This is a genomic window from Mesorhizobium sp. GW821-FHT07A06 (assembly GCF_059419085.1).
Genome location: NZ_JBWKRC010000005.1, coordinates 541,002 through 563,339, shown reverse-complemented (window position 1 = coordinate 563,339; position 22,338 = coordinate 541,002). Strand labels below are relative to the sequence as shown.

Annotated in this window: 18 protein-coding genes; 11 read left to right on the top strand and 7 right to left on the bottom strand. The window is 63.9% G+C overall.

The features are described 5' to 3' along the window. Positions 1-710: 710 nt before the first annotated feature. Together AC07SZ_RS19900 and AC07SZ_RS19895 are read right to left on the bottom strand one after the other, a co-directional pair. Entirely contained in the window at positions 711-2,312 is a 1,602-nt protein-coding gene (locus AC07SZ_RS19900; RefSeq protein WP_494915537.1) for an inorganic phosphate transporter, read from the bottom strand. A gap of 105 nt (positions 2,313-2,417) precedes the next feature. Continuing rightward, positions 2,418-3,632, bottom strand: coding sequence for an ROK family protein (locus AC07SZ_RS19895; RefSeq protein ID WP_494915535.1), 1,215 nt, complete (start codon positions 3,630-3,632; stop codon positions 2,418-2,420). A gap of 219 nt (positions 3,633-3,851) precedes the next feature. Here AC07SZ_RS19895 and AC07SZ_RS19890 point away from each other — a divergent pair, with 219 nt between their 5' ends. From AC07SZ_RS19890 to AC07SZ_RS19865, 6 genes are all read left to right on the top strand, one after another. Further along, positions 3,852-5,090, top strand: a complete 1,239-nt coding sequence (locus AC07SZ_RS19890; RefSeq protein WP_056575905.1) for an extracellular solute-binding protein — start codon at positions 3,852-3,854, stop codon at positions 5,088-5,090. A gap of 182 nt (positions 5,091-5,272) precedes the next feature. Continuing rightward, the gene (locus AC07SZ_RS19885) at positions 5,273-6,157 is read left to right on the top strand and encodes a carbohydrate ABC transporter permease (protein ID WP_056575903.1); all 885 of its coding nucleotides are present in this window, start codon (positions 5,273-5,275) and stop codon (positions 6,155-6,157) included. Further along, the gene (locus tag AC07SZ_RS19880; RefSeq protein ID WP_056575901.1) at positions 6,157-7,002 is read left to right on the top strand and encodes a carbohydrate ABC transporter permease; all 846 of its coding nucleotides are present in this window, start codon (positions 6,157-6,159) and stop codon (positions 7,000-7,002) included. Before AC07SZ_RS19885 ends, AC07SZ_RS19880 begins: the two co-directional genes overlap by 1 nt. Next, positions 6,999-8,021, top strand: a complete 1,023-nt coding sequence (locus tag AC07SZ_RS19875; protein WP_494915533.1) for an SIS domain-containing protein — start codon at positions 6,999-7,001, stop codon at positions 8,019-8,021. The genes AC07SZ_RS19880 and AC07SZ_RS19875 overlap by 4 nt, the downstream gene beginning before the upstream one ends. Continuing rightward, positions 8,021-8,959 (top strand): PfkB family carbohydrate kinase, encoded by a 939-nt coding sequence (locus AC07SZ_RS19870; protein WP_494915531.1) that lies wholly within the window; start codon positions 8,021-8,023, stop codon positions 8,957-8,959. Before AC07SZ_RS19875 ends, AC07SZ_RS19870 begins: the two co-directional genes overlap by 1 nt. Then, positions 8,946-10,028, top strand: a complete 1,083-nt coding sequence (locus tag AC07SZ_RS19865; protein ID WP_172372006.1) for an ABC transporter ATP-binding protein — start codon at positions 8,946-8,948, stop codon at positions 10,026-10,028. The genes AC07SZ_RS19870 and AC07SZ_RS19865 overlap by 14 nt, the downstream gene beginning before the upstream one ends. A 101-nt stretch (positions 10,029-10,129) precedes the next feature. Here AC07SZ_RS19865 and AC07SZ_RS19860 read toward each other — a convergent pair whose 3' ends face one another. Together AC07SZ_RS19860 and AC07SZ_RS19855 are read right to left on the bottom strand one after the other, a co-directional pair. Continuing rightward, positions 10,130-11,134 (bottom strand): amino acid ABC transporter substrate-binding protein, encoded by a 1,005-nt coding sequence (locus AC07SZ_RS19860; protein WP_494915529.1) that lies wholly within the window; start codon positions 11,132-11,134, stop codon positions 10,130-10,132. Positions 11,135-11,256: 122 nt separating this feature from the next. Beyond that, positions 11,257-14,313, bottom strand: coding sequence for an aminotransferase class III-fold pyridoxal phosphate-dependent enzyme (locus AC07SZ_RS19855; protein WP_494915527.1), 3,057 nt, complete (start codon positions 14,311-14,313; stop codon positions 11,257-11,259). A gap of 132 nt (positions 14,314-14,445) precedes the next feature. Between AC07SZ_RS19855 and AC07SZ_RS19850 the strand changes: the two genes are divergently transcribed. After that, entirely contained in the window at positions 14,446-14,886 is a 441-nt protein-coding gene (locus AC07SZ_RS19850) for an Lrp/AsnC family transcriptional regulator (RefSeq protein ID WP_494915525.1), read from the top strand. Positions 14,887-14,939: 53 nt separating this feature from the next. Here the strand turns inward: AC07SZ_RS19850 and AC07SZ_RS19845 are convergent, their stop codons facing one another. Next, on the bottom strand, positions 14,940-15,473 hold the full coding sequence (locus AC07SZ_RS19845) for a TetR/AcrR family transcriptional regulator (RefSeq protein ID WP_494915523.1): 534 nt from the start codon (positions 15,471-15,473) through the stop codon (positions 14,940-14,942). A gap of 145 nt (positions 15,474-15,618) precedes the next feature. Between AC07SZ_RS19845 and AC07SZ_RS19840 the strand changes: the two genes are divergently transcribed. Then, complete coding sequence (locus tag AC07SZ_RS19840; RefSeq protein ID WP_056575889.1) at positions 15,619-16,968, top strand: efflux RND transporter periplasmic adaptor subunit; 1,350 nt, start codon at positions 15,619-15,621, stop codon at positions 16,966-16,968. Next, on the top strand, positions 16,965-20,048 hold the full coding sequence (locus AC07SZ_RS19835) for an efflux RND transporter permease subunit (RefSeq protein WP_172372003.1): 3,084 nt from the start codon (positions 16,965-16,967) through the stop codon (positions 20,046-20,048). Before AC07SZ_RS19840 ends, AC07SZ_RS19835 begins: the two co-directional genes overlap by 4 nt. A gap of 132 nt (positions 20,049-20,180) precedes the next feature. Here the strand turns inward: AC07SZ_RS19835 and AC07SZ_RS19830 are convergent, their stop codons facing one another. Continuing rightward, a complete protein-coding gene (locus AC07SZ_RS19830) occupies positions 20,181-20,636 on the bottom strand; it encodes a L,D-transpeptidase (protein ID WP_056575884.1) in 456 nt (151 codons plus the stop codon). Between the two features lie 185 nt (positions 20,637-20,821). Here AC07SZ_RS19830 and AC07SZ_RS19825 point away from each other — a divergent pair, with 185 nt between their 5' ends. Next, complete coding sequence (locus AC07SZ_RS19825) at positions 20,822-21,310, top strand: hypothetical protein (RefSeq protein WP_494915522.1); 489 nt, start codon at positions 20,822-20,824, stop codon at positions 21,308-21,310. A gap of 56 nt (positions 21,311-21,366) precedes the next feature. Next, positions 21,367-21,534 (top strand): hypothetical protein, encoded by a 168-nt coding sequence (locus AC07SZ_RS19820; protein WP_081295026.1) that lies wholly within the window; start codon positions 21,367-21,369, stop codon positions 21,532-21,534. 70 nt (positions 21,535-21,604) lie between these two features. On the opposite strand, the gene AC07SZ_RS19815 is transcribed toward AC07SZ_RS19820, so the two are convergent. After that, complete coding sequence (locus AC07SZ_RS19815; RefSeq protein ID WP_056575880.1) at positions 21,605-22,306, bottom strand: response regulator transcription factor; 702 nt, start codon at positions 22,304-22,306, stop codon at positions 21,605-21,607. Positions 22,307-22,338: the final 32 nt, after the last annotated feature.

The following is a 22,338-nucleotide window of genomic DNA, read 5'->3' as shown; positions in this document are numbered from 1 at the left end:
CACACGACAAGGTCGATGTGTTTGTAGCTCTTCAGGAAAGCACGGACAGCTCTGCGCTGATTGAGGATGGTGCTGGTTGTCGTCCCGTCGGCGACGGTGACGGTGTCCTTGGCGATGTCGAAGCCGAGGCATATTTGCGGTTGTTGGTGCAAGAAGGCCATGCTGGTGGTATCCTTGTCGGGCTTCGGATTGTTTGCGGGCGTGGCGCGAGCCAGCGGCCAATCAACTCTCCAAGCGATGGCGGACAAAGACGGCAGGGACCATGATGACGTCGGGTGCTACCCGATCCCAGGGACGGTCGCCTGCCGCCGGGACTGCTGGCTGTGATGGGCCGCAGTCCCGGCCGCCAGACTACGCGATCCTGCTCAAACAATCCCTGGGTGAAGCAGGAGCGAGGCTCCGTTGCGGAGACCCTGGGATCCATTCCGTGACCTATGCCGTGGAGTGCAGCGGAGCAGAATTCTGCACCGTTGCGGCGCTCAGGAGTCCCGGCATGGATCCCTTGGGCTGCAAGAGCAGCTCCAGGGGTCTGAGCCACGTCGCTGCGCTCCTTGCTCCGCCCGTGATGACGAAGCGTTGGGCGTTTTCGTGCCAGTCTCGCAGGCATATTCCACGTCAATACAAACGCGAATGCCTCTTCGAAATCCGCTCAAGGAAAAAGGCAGCGCCGATCGCCGGACTGCCTCTTTTTGAAGTCTCTTGCGCTCCGCTCAGAACACCTGGCGGAAGATGATGAACAGCACGAAGGCCAGCGCGATCGAGCAAGGCAGGGTCAGCACCCAGGCCAGCAGCAGGTTGCGCACCGTCGACCATTGCAGGCCCGAACCGTTGGCGGCCATCGTTCCGGCGACACCCGACGACAGGACATGGGTTGTCGACACCGGCAAGCCGAGCCGATCGGCCATGCCGATGGTCACCATGGCCACGAGTTCGGCCGCCGCACCTTGGCCATAGGTCAGATGGCTCTTGCCGATCTTCTCGCCGACCGTGACGACAATGCGCTTCCAGCCGACCATGGTGCCGAGGCCCAGCGCCAGCGCCACCGCGACCTTCACCCAGAGCGGGATGAACTTCGTCGCGTTGTCGACGGCCTTGTGGTAGTCGGTGACCGCCTTGAGATCGGCGGTCTGCATCGGCAGCAATTGCTTCTTGTCGATCAGCTTGAGCGCCTCGCCGATCAGGTAGATGTCGTTGCGGGCGTTGCTGACCAGATCGGTCGGCACATTGTCGACCGAGGCATAGGGCTGCAGCGAAGCAGTCGTGTTGTGGATATATGTCTGCAGCGCGACCGTGGTCTGGTCGCTCCAGGTCCGGGTGCGCACGGCATCCTGCACGGCGGCCTTGGCGTCGGCGACCGTGATGCCGGGCTTCACATATTTGCCCAGCGCCTGCTCGACGCCGGCCGAAGCCGACTTGTAGGCCTCGAGATAGTTGATATCGGGCGTGCGGTTAAGCGCAAAGGCTGTCGGCACGACGCCGATCAGGATCAGCATGATCAGGCCCATGCCCTTTTGCCCATCATTGGAGCCATGCGCGAAGCTGACGCCGGTGCAGGTGAAGATCAGCAGGCCGCGGATCCACCATGGCGGCGGCGTGTTGCCTTTCGGCGCCTCGTAGAGTGCCGGATTGCGCACCAGCAGCTTCATCGCATAGAGCAGGATCGCGGCGGCGAAGAAGCCGATGATCGGCGACACCAGCAAGGTCACGCCAACATTGGTCGCCTGCGACCAGTCGACGCCGCTTGTGGCGCTGCCCGCCGGTGCCATGAACTGGTTGGCAAGGCCGACGCCGATGATCGAGCCGACCATCGTGTGCGAACTCGAGGCAGGCAGGCCGAGGAACCAGGTGCCGAGATTCCACATGATCGCCGCGACCAGCAGCGCGAACACCATTGCAAAACCGGAAGAGGAGCCGACCTGCAGGATGAGCTCGACCGGCAGCAGCGACAGGATGCCGAAGGCGACCGCGCCGCTGGAGGTGAGAACGCCGAGGAAATTGAAGACGCCCGACCACATGACGGCGAACTCGGCCGGTAGGGAGCGTGTATAGATGACCGTCGCCACCGCATTGGCGGTGTCGTGGAAGCCATTGACGAACTCGAAGCCCAACGCGATCAGCAAGGCGATGCCCAGCAGGATCCACGGCACGGTCTTGGCTTCGGCCAGGTCCTGGCTCAGCGCGTAGCCGACATAGATTATGCCGACCAGCACCAACACGCCGAAAGCCGGCAGGAACCACTTCGCGCTGCCCGAACTATCCAGCGGATGATCCGGTCTCGGAATGCCCGCCTCGCTAGAAACGATGTCCACCATGTCCCACTCCTATTGCATCGCAGCAAAGAACCGGGGTGAACGCTATGTCCGGACGATGAACCCTGTGTGACGCCAGAAAGGCGTTTGCCCCCGGTGTCCGCTCCTTCACGCAAGTCCGGGGCTTGTCTTCAGTATTGCCGAGAACAAGGGATCGAAGGCGCGGCTGATGGGCGCCGCGGCCGCGCCGAGCGCGATCGACCAGGGGTCCGTGGTGCCGAGTTGCAGGCGCGGCAAGGTCCTGCTTGGCCGGTCGGCGATCGACGGCAACAGCGGATGCATCGCCTCGACGAGGCGGCGCGCCAGCGCTTCCGGCGCGCCGCTGGTCAGGATGACGGTCTGCGGATCGAAGATCGTTTCGATGAGATGCACGCTCCAGCGCAGATCGTGCGCCGCGCCATCGATCCAGGCCATCATCTTCGCATCCTCGGCCAGCACCAGGGCGTTCATCTGTTCGTAGATATCGCTGTCGGCCGGATTGAGGTCGAGGTGCTGATAGAGCGAGGCCAGCGAGGCGCGGTGTTCGAGCGGCGTCGAGCCCGGGCCGGCCGGCGCCAGCAGCGCCATGCCGATTTCACCGGCATTGCCATGGCCGCCGCTGTAGAGTTCGCCATTGAGGATCAGTCCGGTGCCGATGCCATAGCCGACATAGAGGCAGACCGCGTGATCGACGCCATGCGCCGCGCCGACGATGCGCTCTGCCGTGGCGCAGGCGGCGGAATCGTTCTGCAGGCCGACATTCAGTCCCGTCCTGGCAGCCAGCGTCTCCAGCAGCGGAAACTTCTGCCAGGCCGGCATCATCCATTTGTCGTCTGAGTTCTTCAGACCGAAAGGGCCAGGCATGGCAATGCCGAGACCGACAAGCCGTTTCTCCGATTGCGAGGAGATGCCGGCAAGGTCGCGGCGCACGCCGTCGATCAGGCCGAGAATGACCTCCACGCCCTTCGACGGCTCATCGAAGGGCAGGTTTGCCTCGGCGCGCGCCAGCACGCTGCCCATCAGGTCGACCGCGACCGCCCGCGTCAGGTGGCGGTCGATCTGCAGGCCGATGGCGAAGGCGCCTTCGGGCACCAGCCTGTAAGGAGTCGAGGGTTGCCCCCTGCCCTTGCGCACCGCATCGAGCGCGACGACCAGGCCGTCGCTTTCGAGATCCTCGATGATGTTGGACACCGCCTGTTTGGTGAGCTGCGTCGCCCGCGCCAGATCAGCCCGCGACAAGGCGCCATTGAGGCGCAGCGCCTCGATCATGACGCGGCGGTTGTGTGCGCTGGTGCCTTCCTGGTTGGTGCCGCTTTTGGCGCGGATCGGGCTGATGTCGTCCATCGGCGTTTCCCCTCTTGACTCCATTAGAATATTGATCGACTAATTAAGTCAAGCGAGTTGACTTAATGCGAACCGAACGCCCCAAAACAAGATGGCCAGGGCCTCCGCCTGTCGCCACTGGTCAGCCGGGTAACCATCAGGTCACGCGACATGGATCCGGGAAGACGATGCGAAATGCCCGCATTGCCGGCCCGTCAACGCCGGAAATGGGAGAAGAAAATGCTTAGGACAATCACCAAGACACTGGTCGGCGCGGTCTTCGCCGGAGGACTGCTTGTCCCCCACGCTTTCGCCGAAACGACGCTCAATGCGCTTTTCATGGCTCAGGCAGCCTACAGCGAGGCCGACGTGCGCGCCATGACGGACGCCTTCACCAAGGCCAACCCGGACGTCAAGGTCAATCTCGAATTCGTCCCCTATGAAGGCCTGCACGACAAGACCGTGCTCGCGCAGGGCTCGGGTGGCGGCTACGACGTCGTGCTGTTCGACGTCATCTGGCCCGCCGAATACGCCACCAACAAGGTGCTGGTCGATGTGACGCCGAAGATCACCGACGACATGAAGAAGGGTGTGCTGCCCGGCGCCTGGACCACTGTCCAGTATGACGGCAAATATTACGGCATGCCGTGGATCCTCGACACCAAATACCTGTTCTACAACAAGGACATCCTGGAAAAGGCCGGCATCAAGACACCCCCGAAGACCTGGGAAGAGCTCGGCGCACAGGCCAAGATCATCCAGGACAAGGGCCTGCTGAAGACGCCGATCGCCTGGAGCTGGTCGCAGGCTGAAGCCGCGATCTGCGACTACACCACGCTGGTCAGTGCCTATGGTGGCGACTTCCTGAAGGACGGCAAGCCCGACTTCCAGAACGGCGGCGGCCTCTCGGCGCTGAAATACATGGTCGACAGCTACAAATCCGGCCTCACCAACCCGAATTCCAAGGAATTCCTGGAAGAGGACGTGCGCAAGGTCTTCGAAAACGGCGATGCGGCCTTCGCGCTGAACTGGACCTACATGTACAACATGGCCAACGACCCGAAGGACTCGAAGGTGGCGGGCAAGGTCGGCGTCGTGCCGGCGCCCGGCGTCACCGGCATCAGCGAGGTGTCGGCCGTCAACGGCTCGATGGGCCTTGGCGTCACCGCGGTCTCCAAGCATCCGGACGAGGCTTGGAAGTACATCACCTTCATGACCTCGCAGGCGACGCAGAACCAGTATGCCAAGCTCTCGCTGCCGATCTGGGCCTCGTCCTATGACGATCCGGCCGTCACCAAGGGCCAGGAAGAACTGATCGCCGCCGCCAAGCTCGGCCTGGCCGCCATGTATCCGCGCCCGACCACGCCTAAGTATCAGGAGCTGTCGACCGCTCTGCAGCAGGCTATCCAGGAATCGCTGCTCGGCCAGTCCCCGCCCGAGGATGCGCTTAAGACCGCCGCGCAGAACAGCGGCCTCTGAGCATCATTGTCCTTCATGGGCGGCCGGGGCATGACCCAAAAATCGGAATCGATTTTTCGGAAGGGATCATGCCCCAAAGCCAAAACGCTACAGCGTCCTTGGCGCGTCCAATAGGACGCGCGGCGCTGTAGTGCCGCCCATGCTATGTCTGAAATCCTGTTGAATGAAGAGAGGCTGCTCTGATGTCGGGCACCTGGATGACGACCCGTGCATGGCTCTTGATGCTGCCGCTGCTCGTGGTCATGGTCGCGGTCATCGGCTGGCCGCTGGTCGATACGGTCAGCCTCTCCCTTACCGACGCCAAGCTGGTCGGCACGGGCGGTAGTTACGTCGGCTTCGAGAATTACACCAACATGCTGTCGAGCTCGAATTTTTCGCGCACGCTGGCCACCACGACGTTGTTCGCGGTCATCTCCGTTGCCGCCGAAATGGTGATCGGCGTTCTTGCCGCGCTCCTGCTCAATCAGCAGTTCCACGGCCGCGCCGTCCTGCGCGCCCTGATGATCCTGCCCTGGGCGCTGCCGACAGTGGTCAACGCCACCCTGTGGCGGCTGATCTACAATCCTGAATATGGCGCGCTGAACGCCGCCTTGACGCAGCTGCATCTCATCGACGCCTACCGCTCCTGGCTCGGTGAACCCGGCACCGCGCTGGCGGCCCTGATCGTCGCCGACTGCTGGAAGAACTTTCCGCTGGTGGCACTGATCGCGCTCGCCGCCCTGCAGGCGGTGCCGCGCGACATCACCGCAGCCTCGCTCGTCGATGGCGCGGGACCTTTCAACCGCTTCCGCTTCGTCATCCTGCCCTATCTCGCCGGCCCGCTGATGGTGGCGCTGGTGCTGCGCACCATCGAGGCCTTCAAGGTCTTCGACATCATCTGGGTGATGACCCGCGGCGGCCCAGCCAACAGCACGCGCACACTGTCGATCCTTGTCTACCAGGAAGCCTTCTCCTTCCAGCGCGCCGGCTCCGGTGCGTCGCTGGCGCTGATCGTCACCTTGCTCGTTACCGTGCTTGCCGTCGCCTATGCGGCATTGGTCAGGAAAACCGCCGGGAGTGCCGCCTGATGGAACGCAGGAGCCCCGCCTTCACCGTCTTCATCCACGCCTGCGCGCTGCTGCTTGCCGCCATCATCTTGGCGCCCATCGCCTGGCTGTTCATCATGAGCATTTCGCCGGCCGCCGATCTCGCCGCCAAGCCGTTGCGCTGGTGGCCGCAGGCCGCTGATTTCTCGCGCTACCAGCAATTGCTGTCGACAGCCGAGAACAGTGCTGGCGCGGCCTTCACCTCGTCCTTGCGCAACAGCCTGGAGATATCAGGCATGGCAACCCTGGCGGCACTCGCCTTGGCCATTCCCGCCGGCTGGGCGGTCTCGCGCACGCCAACGATCGGCTGGTCGCTGTCGATGGTCATCGCCACCTACATGCTGCCGCCCGTCGCGCTGGCCGTGCCGCTCTATATGGGCCTGTCGCATCTCGGCCTGCTCAACAATGTTTTCGGCCTGGCGCTTGTCTACCTGACCATCCTGGCGCCTTTCACCACCTGGCTGATGAAGTCTGGCTTCGATTCCATCCCGCGCGAAATCGAGGCGGCGGCGATGATCGACGGCGCCGGCCTGTTCCAGACCTTGCGCATCATCACGTTGCCGCTTGCAGCGCCGGTCATGGCGACCTCGGCATTGTTCGCGCTGCTGCTGGCATGGGATGAATTCTTCTATGCGCTGCTGTTCACCTCCGACCAGCGGGCCAAGACCTTGACCGTCGCCATCGCCGATCTGGCCGGCGGCCGTGTCTCCGACTACGGATTGATCGCGACGGCCGGCGTGCTGGCCGCGCTGCCGCCGGTGCTGATCGGCCTGATCATGCAGCGCGCGCTGATCTCCGGCCTGACCAGTGGTGGTGTGAAAGGATGATGATGAACGCAACCAGAATTCGGCCGGCCGGACTGGCCGCCATCGACCGCGAAATGGCACGCCAGAACGCGGATGCGCGCGCTTCATTCGAGCACAACACAGCGATGGCGCTGGAAGTCGCGGCCTCGATCAGGAAGACCGGTCGTCTCCTCCTGCTTGGCATGGGCGGTTCGCATTCCGTCGGACGTGCCGTTGAACCGCTTTATCGCGCGCTCGGCATCGATGCGCTGGCCCTGCCGCTGTCCGAACAGCTCGGCCAGCCGCTGCCGCTGGCGGGCCGGACGGTGCTCGTAACCTCGCAATCCGGCGAGAGCGCCGAGGTCGTCAGGTGGTTCGCGGAGGCCGGGAGCCCTGCCGATGTCTTCGGCCTGACGCTCGAAGGCGGCTCTTTCCTCGCCCGCACCGCGCCTTGCCTGGTCGGCGCCGGCGGGACGGAAGTGGCCTTCGCCGCGACGCGCAGCCTGACCGTGACCTTCGCCTTGCATCTGGCCATTCTTGCCGCACTTGGGGAGGATCCGGCTGCCGCGCTCGGCGCACTGGATCAGCCGCAGGACACGGACATTGCACAGGCGCTGGCAGCCCTCGGCAAGGTGACCACCATCGTCACCTCGGGACGCCGGCTGCAAGGCGTTGCCGAGGCGCTGGCGCTCGGCCTCACCGAGCTGTCGCGCCTGCCCTGCTTTTCGCTCGAAGGCGGCCAATTGCGGCATGGACCGATGGAGATGCTTGGCCCGCAAGTCGGCGTCGTCCTGTTTCGCGGCAACGACCCAACAGCGGAACTGGTGACTGCCATGGCCACCTCCGTGGTCGAAGCCGGCGCACCGCTGATCATCTTCGACGCATCAGGACAATCGCCGGTGGCGGGTGCCGTCACGTTTTCGTTCAAGCCGGCTTCGGGTCTCGCCGCGGTCTTCGCCATGCTGCCGGTGGCACAGCGCCTGATGATCGCCTTCGCCGATAGCCGTGTCGACAATGCCGGCACGCCCGTGCGCTCCACCAAGATCACCAGGAGCGAATGATGCGTCCGCTCGCGGTGATCGGCAATGTCAATGTCGACCTGATCGTCGGCCCGGTCGCGCCGTGGCCGAAGGCGGGAACGGAAACCGTCGTCGACCATGACGAATTGCGTGTCGGCGGCCAGGCCGGCAACAGCGCGCTCGCCTGGCAAGCGCTGGGCGTCGACTTCACCATTGCCGCCAATGTCGGCGACGACCAGTTCGGCCGCTGGCTTCGCGAGGCTTTTGGCCATCGCGCCGACACCTGGCCGGTCCGTCCCGAGGGCACGACGCTGTCGGTGGGCATGACCCACCCGGATGGCGAACGGACCTTCTTCACCACGCGCGGACACCTGCCGCGTTTCAGCCTTGCCGACGTCTTGTCTGTCCTCGACGGCAATGCGCTCTCCGGCGGTTACGCGCTGTTGTGCGGCTCTTTCCTGACCGACGACCTCACCCGCGAATACGCTGCGTTCTTCGACTGGGCGGACAGCCACGGCATTGCCGTCGCCCTCGACACCGGCTGGCCGATGGATGGCTGGACCGAGGCCAATTGCGCTGCCACGCGCGCATGGCTCTCGCGCTGCGCGCTGGCGCTGTTCAACGAGGTCGAGACGGTGACCCTGGCGGGAATGTCGAGCCCAACGGACGCCGCGCGTCAAATCCGCTCCAGCATGCGGCACGGCGCAACCTTCGTCGTCAAGCGCGGACCGCGAGGCGCCGTCGCCGTCGGTCCCGACAGCACGCTTGTCGAAGCAACGGCGCCCGATGTCCGCGTCGTCGACACGATCGGCGCCGGCGATGTCTTCAACGCCGCTTTCCTCGCCGCCCTCGCCCAGGAGCAGCCACTGTCCGCATGCCTTTCCGCCGCGACGCATGTCGCCTCGCGCGCCATCTCCACCTTGCCCCGCAACTATGGCGGGCCGATGCACCTCGAGGACGCCACGCATGAGCGCGCTTGAAATCCGTAACGTTCGCAAGAACTACGGCAATGTCGAAACGCTCAAGGGCATCGACATTGCGCTGCAGAGCGGGGAATTCCTGGTGCTGCTCGGCTCCTCGGGCTGCGGAAAATCGACGCTCCTCAACATCATCGCTGGCCTCGCCGAAGCGACAAGCGGCGATGTGTTGATCGGCGGCCGCTCGATCCTTGGCGTTCACCCCAAGAACCGCGACATCGCCATGGTCTTCCAGTCCTACGCGCTCTATCCGAACCTGACTGTCCGCCGCAACATCGGCTTTGGCCTGGAGATGCGCGGGGTCGCCGCCGATGAGCGCGAAAAGGCGGTGAACGAGGCGGCAAGGCTGCTGCAGATCGAGGCCCTGCTCGACCGCAAGCCGAGCCAGCTTTCCGGGGGCCAGCGCCAGCGCGTCGCCATCGGCAGGGCGCTGGTGCGCAAACCCCAGGTCTTCCTCTTCGACGAACCATTGTCCAACCTCGACGCCAAGCTGCGGCTGGAAATGCGCACCGAGTTGAAGCGCCTGCATCAGATGCTGCAGACCACCGTCGTCTACGTCACTCACGACCAGATCGAGGCGATGACGCTGGCGAGCCGCATCGCTGTCATGCGCGACGGCAGGATCGAGCAGCTCGGCACACCCGAGGAGATCTACAACGAGCCGGCCACGCTTTACGTCGCCGGCTTCGTCGGCGCGCCGTCGATGAACATGCTGCAGGCGACCGTCACCGCCGGCAAGCTGGCCGTTGCCGGATCCGATGTGCGGATCCCCTTGCCGGCACGCTATGCCAGCGCGGCTGGGGAAGGCGTGCAGGTGGTCGTCGGTATCAGGCCCGAAGCGCTTCGCCTGGCGACCGTTCCGACGGATTTTTCATTGCCCGTGGAGATCGAAGTCGTCGAGCTGACCGGCCCCGAACTGGTCACCACGGCCCGGATCGGCACGCAGCGGCTGACGGCCTGTCTACCGCCAAGGACCAGGGTCGCCAAGGGCGAGAAGTGCAGCCTCACCTTCGATGAGACAGCGCTTCGCTTGTTCGATCCCTCGACGGGCAAGGCGCTCGCAACGGTTTGAGAGAAGCCGCGCAGGCCTGAACGACTTGCGCGGCACCGGGCAATTCCGGGACAAGCGGTAACCGGTTTTCCGCCCGGAATCGCGTCAAACAAATCTGGACGTCAGCGCGCCGGCGGCGCGTACATCAGCCCGCCGGCATTCCAGAGCGCATTGATGCCGCGCGCTATCTTCAGCTGACTGGACTGGCCGAGATTGCGTTCGAACATCTCGCCATAATTGCCGACCTTGGCGACGATGTTGTAGGCGAATGCCGGATCGAGCCCGATCTGCTTGCCATTGTCACCCTCGACACCGAGGAACCGCCGGATCGTCGGGTTCTGCGACTTCAGCGAAGCGTCCGCATTGGCCTGTGTGATGCCGTCTTCCTCCGCCTCGATCAGCGAGAATAGCGTCCAGCGCACGACATCGAACCATTTGTCGTCACCCTTGCGAACGGCCGGGCCGAGCGGTTCCTTCGAGATGATCTCGGGCAGTACGGTGAAGGCGGCGGGATCGGTCAGCTTCAGGCGTTGCGAATAGAGCGCCGAGGCATCCGTGGTGTAGACATCGCAGCGGCCGCTGTCGAACGCCTTGATGATGCTGTCGGCGGAATCGATGACGACCGCCTCGTATTTCATCTGATGGGCGGTGAAATAGTCGGCGACGTTTTGCTCGGTGGTCGTGCCCTGCTCCGCACAGATAGTGGCGCCAGAGAGCTTGAGCGCGCTGTCGACGCCGAGGTCCTTGCGCACCATGAAGCCCTGGCCGTCATAATAGGCGGCGCCGACGAAGTGGATGCCCATGCCGGTGTCGCGAGACAGGGTCCAGGTCGACTGGCGTGACAGCATATCGACGGTGCCGGCCTGCAGTGCCGTGAAGCGTTCCTTCGTCGACAGCGGCACATAACTCACCTTGTCGGGGTCGCCGAAAACGGCGGCAGAAACCGCGCGGCAGAAATCGATGTCGAAGCCGCTCCATTTGCCCTGGTCGTCGGGCGCCGAAAAACCCGCCACGCCCTGGCTGACGCCGCAGATGATCGAGCCTCTCTGCTTGACGATGTCGAATGTGTCCGCGTTGGCCAGCGTAGCCGATGCCAGCAAAAGCGCTGTGATCAATGCATGTCTCATGGTTTCCTCCCTTTATGAGGCAAAGCCCCGCCTATCGCCGGCGTTTGAAGCGCCGGACGTTCGTGAAAAATTGCTGTTGTCATGTCTGGTTACGCGCCGCCTGGGCGGTGCGTTGATCTGTCCTAAGCCCCTTCCGCCAGAACCGCCGCCATCGCCTCGTCCAGAACACCGGCCAGATGATCGGCATTGGCCCGGCTGAAGATCATCGGCGGGCGCATCTTCAGGACATTGTCATATGGCCCCTCGGTGCCGATCAGCACGCCACGTGCCCTCACCCCATCATTGATGCGGCGGGCAAGGCGTGTGGCCGGCGCCTTGCTCTTGCGATCCTCGACCAGTTCAATGCCGAGGAACAGGCCCTGGCCGCGCACATCGCCGATGATGTCGTAGCGATCCTGCAAGGCCTTGAAGCGGGCCATGAGATAATCACCGATCTCCAGGGCGTTGCGCCTGAGGCCATCGCGCTCGATGACGTCGAGCACCGCGAGCCCGGCAGCGCAGGACACCGGGTTGCCGCCAAAGGTGTTGAAATACTCCATGCCGTTGTCGAACGAGGCGGCGATCTCTGACGTCGTCACCAGCGCCGCCATCGGATGGCCGTTGCCGATCGGCTTACCCATCGTGACGATGTCGGGCGTCACGCCTTGCGTCTCGAAAGCCCACCAATGGCGGCCGACGCGGCCGAAGCCGACCTGCACCTCGTCGGCCGCGCAAATACCGCCGGCGGCGCGCACCATCGCATAGACCTCCCCGAGATAGCCGTCCGGCAAGAACACCTGGCCGGCGACGCTGGGTATCGATTCCGCCAGGAACAGGCCAGGTGCACGGCCTTGTCTCGCCATATCGGCGATCTGCTCAGCGACGCTCTCGGCGAAACGCTTCGCATGTTCGTCCACCGGCCATTCGGCCGGGGCACGATAGCTGTCGGGTATGGTTGCCTCGAACACATGCGCCGGGCGCCCCTTGCCGCCCTTGCGCTTGTATTTGTAAGGGCTGAGCTCGATCAGCTCCTGCGTCGTGCCGTGATAGGCCCAGTCGAGCACGATCGCCTCGCCTCGGCCGGTATGGGTGCGCGCCATGCGCAGCATCAGGCTGTTGGCCTCGCTGCCCGAGCAGGCGAAGGACGCCACCGACAGGCCGGCGGGCAGCGTCGCCGTCAGCCGTTCCGCATAGGTGACGATGGCATCGTGCAGGTAGCGCGTGTTGGTGTTGAGCTTCGCGGCCTGTCTGGCGATCGCCTCGACCACGTCGGGATGGGCATGGCCGAGATGGCAGACATTGTTGAAACAGTCGAGATAGGCGCGACCGCGATCGTCGATCAGCCATGCGCCCTCGCCGCGCACGAATTTGATCGGCTCGGAGTAGGAAATGGAGAGGTTGGGCAGCAGCGACGCCTTGCGCGCGGCAACGATCTGTGGGCGTGACCGGCCGCTCTGCCGGAAGGTCTCGGGCGGAATGCCGGCAAGTTCGGCGGCATCGGGGAAAAGTTCCTTCCAGACGTCGAGATAACGCTCCTCGCCGACACCGAGGATGTCGCGCGCGGCGAGGCTTGTATCCGTCGATATCTGGAAATGCAGATGCGGCGCCCAGCCGCCGTTTTCGGCTGGCGTGCCCATCTCGCCGACAAGCGCACCCGCTTCCAGACGGTCACCCGCCTTCAGCCGCCGTCCCGCCTCATGCGCCATATGCCCCCACAGGGTGACGAAGGACGGGCAGCCCGGCGATGTGTGCTCCAGCGCCACCAGGCAGCCATAGCCAAGCGGATCCTCCTCGACCTCGACGCTTCTGACGATGGCGGCGAGCGGCGTGTAAAGCCGCGTCCCCGCCGCCATGAAAAGGTCGAGGCCGAGATGGTTGGCACGGCGAGCGCCTTCCACGAAACGCGACTGGAAGATGTCGCTGGTGTAGACGGTGCGTGCTTCGCCCCATGGGCCGATGCCGAGCGCAACGCCGTGCTCGGCGCAATAGGCATTCCACCACGCCGTGGCCTTGTCGGGCTGCTGCGCGGCCGATGTCACCGTCATCGGATTTTGCGGATCTCCATAAGGCACCAGCGCCTTTGCAAGGGTCGCCGGATGGCGGTCGAGGATTGGCGCGAGCCGCGCTCGGTTTGCCGTGATCCAGCCTGTCACGGCGCGGGCTCCGGCGGCGGCTTCGAAGCCGCAGGCTTTGCGCAGGATCGCCGTCGCGAAGTGCCGGTTCATCCTGTCCAGGCGATGCAGCAATCGCCAGGCTGGCGCTTCCGAGATCGACAGATAGGGATTGCCGCCGGTGCGGTCCCTGCGCGCGGCCGACAGTGTCACCGAGGTGACGAGACGCATGGCGATGAGGTCGAACAGCAGGTCGAGTTCCTCTTCGCGCAGCGGATACTCGGCATGGAAGCCGGCGGCGAGGCGGGCAGCGGCGCCGATCGGATCCTCGGCATCAAGGATCGCATAGGCGCAAGCGACCGCGACCTCGGCGATCAGCACGCTGTGCAAGGCATCGCCGAAATCGATCAACCCGGCTACAAGCTCGGGCCTTTCGGGATCGACGAGCACATTCCAGTCATTGGCGTCGTTGTGGATGACCTGTGCCCGCAATGCCGGCAGGTTGGGTGCCACCTCGGCATCGAAATGATCGAGGAACCGTTCCAGCAAGGCGCGGTCCTGATCGTCGTCGATGTGATGCAGGCGTTGCCGTGCCGCACCTGCCCGGCGAATGTCCCAATCGAATGAGCGCAGCGCGCCGGGGTGAATGAAGCCTTGCAGGGCGTGGTCCAGCCTGCCGAGCGCACCTCCGAGGCTTTCCAGCAGCGCCGGCGTGGCCTGGCTCTCGGCCAGTGGCCGGCCGGGACGCCACGACACCAGGCGCACGGCATGATCCTCGCCGCCCGGCCCCTTTGCATGGGCGAGCGAAGCACCCTGTAGCGTCTTCCTTATACGTGGCACGGCCAGATTCGGGCTGTTGCGCTCAAGGTGATCCAACAATGCCGTCTGGAATTCACTCTCGACGAGCGGCTCGCTGGCGTTGACGATCTTCAGTATCCACAGCGAATGGTCTGAAGCCGTCAGCTTGAAATTTCGGTCGCGCTCGCTGTCGAGGGGCGCGATGCTGCCGGAAATACCGAAGTGCCGCGCCGCGATATCGACGGCCTCGTTCTGCGAGACTTGAGGGGCTGGGTGTGAAACGTTGGTCATCGGTATTCCGGATCTGCCTTGTCAAAGCTTGGCATGGGCCTGGAAATCGGGCATCCGGCAAAGCGTCGGTTGCGCCGGCACAATGACTGCATCGGCCGGCACATTAACGGAACCGCAGGGGAGCGTGACGTCGTGAAGGAACTGGACGCCAAGGACCGGGACATTCTTGCCATTCTGTCCAAGGAAGCCCGCATCCCCCTGAAGACGCTCGCGGGGCGCATCGGCCTGTCGCGCAGCGCTACGAGCGAGCGGGTGGCCTCGCTGGAAAAGAGTGGTGTCATCAGAGGCTACCGGGCCGATATCGGCCAGATGGACAAAGGACTGGTCTGCGCTTTCCTGCTGGTCACGCTGGTCCGCACGCCGTCAATCGGCATTCTCGACCAGCTGGCGCGCTATCCGGAGGTCCGGCGCGTGTCGTCGGTAAGTGGCCAGCTGGATCTCGTGGTCGAGGTCGAAGTGCCGTCGATCGACAGGCTGAACACAGTGCGCGACCTCGTTGCCACTCTCGGCGGCGTCGACGACCTGACGACCGCGATCGTCTTGCGCCGGGACATTGAACGGGCCGCCGATTGAACGCTCCGCGGCAACGGCGTCCTTCGCGCACGGCCGCGACCGCACAGCCATACCTATTTGGCGATCTCCAGCAACGACGCCACCAGCAGATCGCGCTCATCCTTCGACAGCACGTCGAACTCGAAGAGGTCCATGCTGCGCAGCCCCTCGATGGCGAGATAACAGATCAGCAGCGATTTGAGGTCTGATGTCTCGCCCTTCAGCCGCTCGAAAAGCTGCCGCTTGAATGTCTTTATCGGCGTCATGAAATCGGGATCCTCGGCGATCGCCGAAAAGATCCAGGAGGCCGAGGGCTGCTTTTCCTCGCAGTCACTGGCCGACAGCCTGATATAGGCGGCGAGCGGGTTTTCGCCATCGTCGCCGGTGCTGGCGGCTTCCAGCGCTTGCTCGAAATCGCGCAGATAACCCTCGACCAGCCCCTGCATCAATTTGGCCTTGGTCGGGAAATTGTAGAGCAGCCCGCCTTTCGATACGCCGGCACGGCTGGCGACGGCATCCAGCGATAGGCTGCCGGGCCCGGATTCCCGGGCAACATCAGCCGCCGCTGCGAGAATCTTCTCGCGCGAGTTCGGTCGTCGGTCTCTCATGGCGCCTCCCATCGCAAGCTTAGGCCCAATTGACAAGACCGTCCAGACGGTACAGTAAGGCCGCCACTATTTGAAATCGGGACCCGCAGTCGATATGTGTCCCGATGTCCGAGCTTCGCGCCGGATTTCGACTGAGGGGACTTCCTTGTTCAAGCGCATACTACGTATCTTTCTCATCATTCTCGTCCTGGCCGTGCTCGTCATTGTGGTCGGCGGTATCGTCGGCTTCAACTTCCTGCGCGACAACGGCATCAAGCAGTATTTCGCCACGATGAAGCCACCGGCGGCGACTGTTTCCACGACCATCGCCAAACCGTCGAACTGGACGCCGGGCGTCGAGGCGATCGGTACGGTGCGCGCCGTGCGCGGTGTCGACCTGACCGTCGAGACCGCCGGCATCGTCAAGGAGATTCCCTTCCATGCCAACGAGAAGGTGGCGGCCAACGCGGTGCTGCTGCAACTCGACGACGCCGTCGAACGCGCCGATCTCGACGCACAGAAGGCGCAGGCCGCGCTCGATCAGGTATCGCTGACCCGTGCCATCGAACTGACCAGGCGTGGCGTCGGCTCCGACTCGACGCTGGACAGCGCGCGAGCGGCGGCGTCCGCTTCGGCATCCCAGGTCACCAGGTTGCAGGCCGTGCTCGATCAGAAGCAACTGACGGCGCCCTTCGGCGGCACGGTCGGCATTCCGAGGATCGACCTGGGCCAGTACATCGCACCCGGCACCTCGGTGGTGACGCTGCAGGATCTCGACACGATGCGGGTCGACTTCTCGGTTCCTGAACAGCAATTGCCGCTGCTCAAGATCGGTCAGACGGTTCGGCTGGGCCTGAGTGGCGCGGACATGCCGTTCGCAGGCGCCATTCGCGGCATCGACCCCAAGATCGACTCGTCCAGCCGGCTGGTGAACATCAGGGCGGAGGTCGCCAATCCGGAAGGCAAGCTTACGCCCGGCCAGTTCGTGCAGGTGCGTGTCGAATTGCCCGAGGAGCAGAACGTGCTGGCGCTGCCGCAAACGGCGCTGACCACCAGCCTTTATGGCGACTACGTCTTCGTGGTGCAGCAGGCGAAGCCCGCCGGCGCGGCCCCGGCCCAGACCGCCAAGCCGGAGGAAAAGCCCGTGGCGGCCGCCACCGACAAGCCTGCGGACGCCAAGCCGGCCAACGCGATGAAACCGGCGGCCGATGCCATGAAGCCTGCCGCCGATGCCGCCAAGCCAGCGGACAAGGCCGCTTCCGATGCCACCAAACCGGCAGCCGCAGATCCCGCCAAACCGGCGGCGGAAGGCGATAAGCCCGCGCTTGTCCTGTCGCAGGTCTTCGTCAAGCCCGGCCGCCGCAATCAAGGCATGGTCGAGATCGTCGAAGGGCTGAAGGCTGGCGACGAGGTCGTCACCGCGGGTCAGAACCGCCTCTTCAACGGCATGTCCGTCAACGTCGACAACACGATTGACCCGACCAAATCGGCGAACAAGCAGGCCGACGACCAATGAGCTTTTCCGATCTCTTCATTCGCCGGCCCGTCCTGTCGACGGTTCTAGCCTGCATGATCCTGCTGCTCGGTTTCCAGGGCATCTTCAACCTGTCGATCCGGCAGTATCCGAAGGTTGACGAAACCGCGATCACGATCACGACGGCCTATCCGGGCGCCAGCGCCGACCTGATCCAGGGCTTCATTTCAGCCCCGATCGCGCGCGCCGTCGCCTCGACCGAGAACATCGACTACGTCACCTCGTCCAGCCGTCCGTCCTCCAGCACCGTGACGGTGCAGATGAAGCTCGGCTCCAACCCGGACGTCGCGCTCACCGAAGTGCTGTCCAAGGTCCAGGGCGTGCGCGGCACTTTGCCGGACGCCTCCAAGGATCCGGTCATCGTCAAGGGCACCGGCCAGCAGTTCGCGATGATGTACATCTCGATGCAGAATCCGAACATGACGAAGGAGCAGCTGACGGAATATATCGAGCGCGTCATCAGGCCCCGCATGTCGACGGTCGAAGGCGTCGCCGACGTGCAGATCTTCGGCGCCCAGGAATACTCGATGCGCGTCTGGATCGATCCGGTCAGGCTCGCGGCGCGTGGCGTGACTGCGGCGGAAGTGCTGGCGGCGATCAACAACTCGAACTTCCTGTCGGCGCCCGGCAACACCCAGAACGAGTACGTCGTTTCGTCGATCACCGTGCGCTCGACGCTGCAGACGCCGGAGGCCTTCGCCGCGCTGCCGTTGCGCTCGACCGACGGCAATGTGGTGCGGCTGCGCGACGTGGCGCGCGTCGAACTCGCTGCCGCGAACACCGATACAAGGGTAAGCTTCAACGGCAAGCCCGGCACCTTCCTCGCCATCTTCCCGACCCCGGCGGCCAATCCGCTGACCACCGCGGCCGCGTTGACCAAGCTCGTACCGCAGATCCAGGAGACGTTGCCGAAAGGCATGACGATCGAAGTCGTCTACGACGCGACCGGACAGATCAGCGCCTCGATCGATGAAGTGTTCAAGACCATCGCCGAGGCGGTCGCCATCGTCGTCGTCGTCATCCTCTTGTTCCTTGGCTCCTTCCGTTCGGTGATGATGCCGATCATCACCATCCCGCTGTCGCTGATCGGCGTCTGTTTCCTTTTGTTCGCGGTCGGCTACTCGATCAATCTTCTGTCGCTGCTGGCCATGGTGCTGGCGATCGGCCTTGTCGTCGACGACGCCATCGTGGTGGTGGAGAACATCCACCGCCACATGGAAGAGGACCACATGTCGCCGATGCAGGCCGCCTTCAACGGCATGCGCGAAATCGCCAGTGCCATCGTCGCCATGACCATGACGCTCGCGGCCGTGTTCGCACCGCTGGCCTTCACGGGCGGCCTGACCGGCGCGCTGTTCCGTGAGTTCGCGGTGACGCTCGCCGGCTCGGTGGTGCTGTCGGGCATCATCGCCATCACAATCACCCCGATGATGTCGGCACGCCTTCTGAAGCCCGGCAACGCAGGCCGTTTCCAGCGCATTGTCGACGGCACGTTCGCGCGGGTGGAGCACGTCTATGAGCGAGCCGTCACTGGTTCGTTGAACTACCGCCCGCTGACGCTGCTCATCGTGCTGGCGCTTGTCGGTGTGACCGGCTTCATGTTCACCAAGACCTCGAGCGAGCTGGCGCCGGAAGAGGATCAGGGCTTCCTGCTCTCCCTGGTGACCGCGCCGCGTTATGCGACATCCGATTACACCGAGACCTACGTCAACCAGATTCTCGGCCTGGTGAGGGATATTCCGGAAACACGGGCGCAGTTCTCGGCCGTCGCCTTCGGCGGTACGACGAACAGCGCCTTCGTCGGTTTTGCCTTCAAGGATTGGGCCGAGCGCAAGCGCAATTCGAAGGAGCTGCAGGCCGACATTACCGCTCGTATCGCCAAGGTGGCGGGCGTCCAGGCCTTCGTCTTCGCCCCGCCGACGCTGCCGGGCTCCGGCGGCGGCCTGCCCATCTCCCTGGTGGTACGCTCGACCGGCGATTCCGCCGAAGTGTACGAGGCGGCCGAGCAGATCAAGAACAAGGCGCAGGCCTCCGGCCGCTTCATCGTCGTGCAGAATTCGATGGCCTATGACGCGCCGCAGGTGACGGTGACCATCGACCGCGACCGCGCGGCGGCGCTCAACCTGCCGATCGCCGACATCGGTCGCACGCTCACCTTGCTGGTCGGCGGCGCCGAGGTGGCGCAGTTCGACCGCGACTCCAACAGTTACGACATCATCCCTCAGGTGCCGCAGGAATTCCGCGACAACCCCGAAAGGCTCGGCGAGTATTTCGTGCGCAGCGTGACGGGCGAGATGGTGCCGCTGTCGGCCGTGGTAAAGATTTCGAACAATGCCTCACCGGCGGCAATCGAGCAGTTCAACCAGCTGAATTCGTCGACGATCTCCGCGCTGCCGCTGCCCGGCGTCACCACCGGCGACGGTTTGAAGGTCCTCGAGGACATTGCCAAGGAGAGCCTGCCCGATACCTTCTTCATCGACTATTCCGGCCAATCCCGGCAGGAGAAGGAACAGGGCAACACGATCCTGATCGCCTTCGGAGCGGCAGTCATCGTCATTTACCTGGTGCTGGCGGCGCAGTTTGAGAGCTTCCGCGACCCGCTGATCATCATGATGGCGGTGCCGTTGTCGATTTTCGGCGCTATCGTGCCGCTCAATCTGGGCCTTGGCACGCTCAACATATACACGCAGGTCGGCCTGATCACTCTGATCGGCCTGATCACCAAGCACGGCATCCTGCTGGTCGAGTTTGCCAACCAGCAGCGCGAGGCCCATGGCATGCGGCGGCGCGACGCCATCATCGCCTCGGCCAAGGTGCGCCTGCGGCCGATCCTGATGACGACGGCGGCAATGGCGCTTGGCGTTGTGCCGCTGATCACGTCGAGCGGCGCTGGTGCCGCGGCCCGCTACTCGATGGGCCTGGTCATCTTCACCGGCATCCTGGTCGGCACCATGTTCACGCTCTTCGTCGTGCCCATGTTCTACACCTTCATCGCCAGCAAGGACTTGCCGCATCACGCGGAAAAGCCGGATCCGAAATTGATGCCGGCGCTGCCGGATTGATGGAAAGCCGAAGGACAAAAAAAGAGGCCGGGAATTTTCCCGGCCTCTTTTTTTGGCTGCGCTCAACCGCGGGAAATGGTCCTACGGGAGTCCTGAACGGGCACGGCGGTCCGCCGGCCCGCTCACAGCCTGCTACTTGACGATGACGATGCTGGTGTTGGCCGGCCCGAAGGTCTCGACAAGCTGGTAGAAATCGGCGGCATTGTCGGGATGCAGCCGCACGCAGCCATGCGAGGCCGGCTGGCCGAGGCGCTTGATCGCATAGGTGGCATGCACCGCGTAACCGCCGCTGAAGAACACCGAGTGCGGCATCGGCGCGTTGTCGTACTTCTTCGAATACCACATCTCATGCATGCGCGTCGGCTTGAACGATCCCGTCGGCGTCACATGCGCCCGGTCGCCGGTGGAAACCTTCCAGGCGAAGGTCGGCCGGCCATCGACCGAGACTTCCATGATCTGCTGTGAAAGCGAGACCCGCGCGACAATCTTGTTGGCGGCGTGCGCTGCGTCGGCGCCAAACAGAAGCACGGCCCCCGTGAACGCGGCGACGGTGATGTTGATGAGCTTGGCGGAAATGGTGGTGTGCATGATATCCCCTCTCTGTCTGCCGGTCCGGCCGGCTCCAATTCGATGAGCGGCTTATCGCTGCGCCATGTTTCGGACAGATTTCGCGAAATGCTCGTTTGTGTTTCGAATCTGTTTCTTCCGGTTAACAAATCAAGAGGTCGGGGGCGACTGCATTTGCTCGCACAGATCGGAGCGGGATGCGGCACATGGGTATTCCTCACGAAACGAAAGTTCGTATTGACTTATATGAAAGGCACGAAGTCAATCTCGAAACCAATCTGCAACAAAACGTCGGGTCTGGCGGCATGATCCGGATACGGGCCGGAAGCAAAGTTGACGTAACGAAAGCAGACGGCAACGACCATGGGAACGAAAACGAACATACGGTCCTGGCTTTTCAGGATCGGCATCGCGGCGGCGGTCATCGGCGGTGTCGGCACAGTTGCCGGCGGTTCCGTGGCGAGATTGGCGGCGATGAGTTCGAACGAGATCTCTACCCTGCACGCCGCCTGTTTTCAGCCACGGTCTGGATTGTTTCCAGCCTGCGCATCGCCCGGCTCAAGGCCCTCTGGCGGGTTGGCCTTCGGTTGCTGGCATTGCGCGGCCCCTCCGGCAACTTGCTGCCGAGAGGACCGAAGGCCCGCGCCGCGACGGGGGGCTCCGTGGGCGGCGCGGGCACTTCGGGAGTTTCCTGAAGCGACCCGCGACACATTGATTTTTGACGAATTGGCATTTCTGGGGAGTTGGAACGATGAAAACGAAATTCGCGGCCTCGGTGCTTTCGGCATTGCTTTACGCGCAGGGCCTGCTCGGCTTTGCCGCCCTCGCCTCCGTGCTCCTGAGGGATCGCGCCCAGGCCAATGAACTCGTCATGACCAACGACATGCCATCGGGGCCGTCGCTGCTGGTGGTACGCTGAGCTTCGGAAGCATCGGTGCGAGGGGGAAAATCCGATGCTCAGCCAGAAATATCTTCCGGGCACCCTGCCATCAGTCCGCGAATTGCTGCGGCGGATCGAACCGGTAGCCGGCGCCGCGTATGGTGGTGATGGTCTCGGTGTCGAGCTTGCGACGCAGCCGCACGATGCGCGAATCGATGGAGCGATCGAAGGCGTCGGCGTTCTCGGCCGGTGCCGCGGCGATGATGTCGTCACGCGTCAGCACCTTGCGGGGGCTCGCCAGGAACAGCCTGAGCAGCGCCACCTGACCGGGCGAAAGCTGTTCCTCCGTGCCGGAGCGGTGCATGACGATGGCCGACCTCAAATCGACTGTCGCATTCTCCAGCACGATCAGTTCCTGGGTGCCCCTGCCGCGCCGCGAAAGCAGGCCGCCGACACGGGCGGCGAGTTCCCTGACATTGAGCGGGCTTTCGACAACGTCGGCCGCACCGAGTTCGAGCGCCAGCACCTTGTCGACCAGATCGGTAGGCCGGCAGATCAGGATGAAATCGGGTCCATCCTCGCCGCCCTCGCCTTGGCCGCCATGACGCCTGAGCAGATCCCGGCCTTCCGCCTGACTGAGACTGTCACCGACGACAACGACATCGATGCCCCTGCCTGCCAGCAGCGACTCCGCCTCCCAGGGCTGTCGCGCCTGGCGCACGTCATGGCCACGCCGCTCGAGATGGTCTGCAAGTTCGGTCGCGACCACCTCGGCGACGGAAACAAGCGCGATGACGGCTCGTGCGGCCATGTTTTCCAACCATCCCCTTGCAACCGGATATG

Coding starts and splice junctions, on each gene's coding strand:
- AC07SZ_RS19815 (WP_056575880.1), bottom strand. CDS start 22,306: ATGGCCGCACGAGCCGTCATCGCGCTTGTTTCCGTCGCCGAGGTGGTC.
- AC07SZ_RS19845 (WP_494915523.1), bottom strand. CDS start 15,473: ATGAGAGACCGACGACCGAACTCGCGCGAGAAGATTCTCGCAGCGGCG.
- AC07SZ_RS19900 (WP_494915537.1), bottom strand. CDS start 2,312: ATGGTGGACATCGTTTCTAGCGAGGCGGGCATTCCGAGACCGGATCAT.
- AC07SZ_RS19855 (WP_494915527.1), bottom strand. CDS start 14,313: ATGACCAACGTTTCACACCCAGCCCCTCAAGTCTCGCAGAACGAGGCC.
- AC07SZ_RS19895 (WP_494915535.1), bottom strand. CDS start 3,632: ATGGACGACATCAGCCCGATCCGCGCCAAAAGCGGCACCAACCAGGAA.
- AC07SZ_RS19885 (WP_056575903.1), top strand. CDS start 5,273: ATGTCGGGCACCTGGATGACGACCCGTGCATGGCTCTTGATGCTGCCG.
- AC07SZ_RS19890 (WP_056575905.1), top strand. CDS start 3,852: ATGCTTAGGACAATCACCAAGACACTGGTCGGCGCGGTCTTCGCCGGA.
- AC07SZ_RS19825 (WP_494915522.1), top strand. CDS start 20,822: ATGGGTATTCCTCACGAAACGAAAGTTCGTATTGACTTATATGAAAGG.
- AC07SZ_RS19870 (WP_494915531.1), top strand. CDS start 8,021: ATGCGTCCGCTCGCGGTGATCGGCAATGTCAATGTCGACCTGATCGTC.
- AC07SZ_RS19875 (WP_494915533.1), top strand. CDS start 6,999: ATGATGATGAACGCAACCAGAATTCGGCCGGCCGGACTGGCCGCCATC.
- AC07SZ_RS19820 (WP_081295026.1), top strand. CDS start 21,367: ATGAAAACGAAATTCGCGGCCTCGGTGCTTTCGGCATTGCTTTACGCG.
- AC07SZ_RS19835 (WP_172372003.1), top strand. CDS start 16,965: ATGAGCTTTTCCGATCTCTTCATTCGCCGGCCCGTCCTGTCGACGGTT.
- AC07SZ_RS19860 (WP_494915529.1), bottom strand. CDS start 11,134: ATGAGACATGCATTGATCACAGCGCTTTTGCTGGCATCGGCTACGCTG.
- AC07SZ_RS19830 (WP_056575884.1), bottom strand. CDS start 20,636: ATGCACACCACCATTTCCGCCAAGCTCATCAACATCACCGTCGCCGCG.
- AC07SZ_RS19865 (WP_172372006.1), top strand. CDS start 8,946: ATGAGCGCGCTTGAAATCCGTAACGTTCGCAAGAACTACGGCAATGTC.
- AC07SZ_RS19880 (WP_056575901.1), top strand. CDS start 6,157: ATGGAACGCAGGAGCCCCGCCTTCACCGTCTTCATCCACGCCTGCGCG.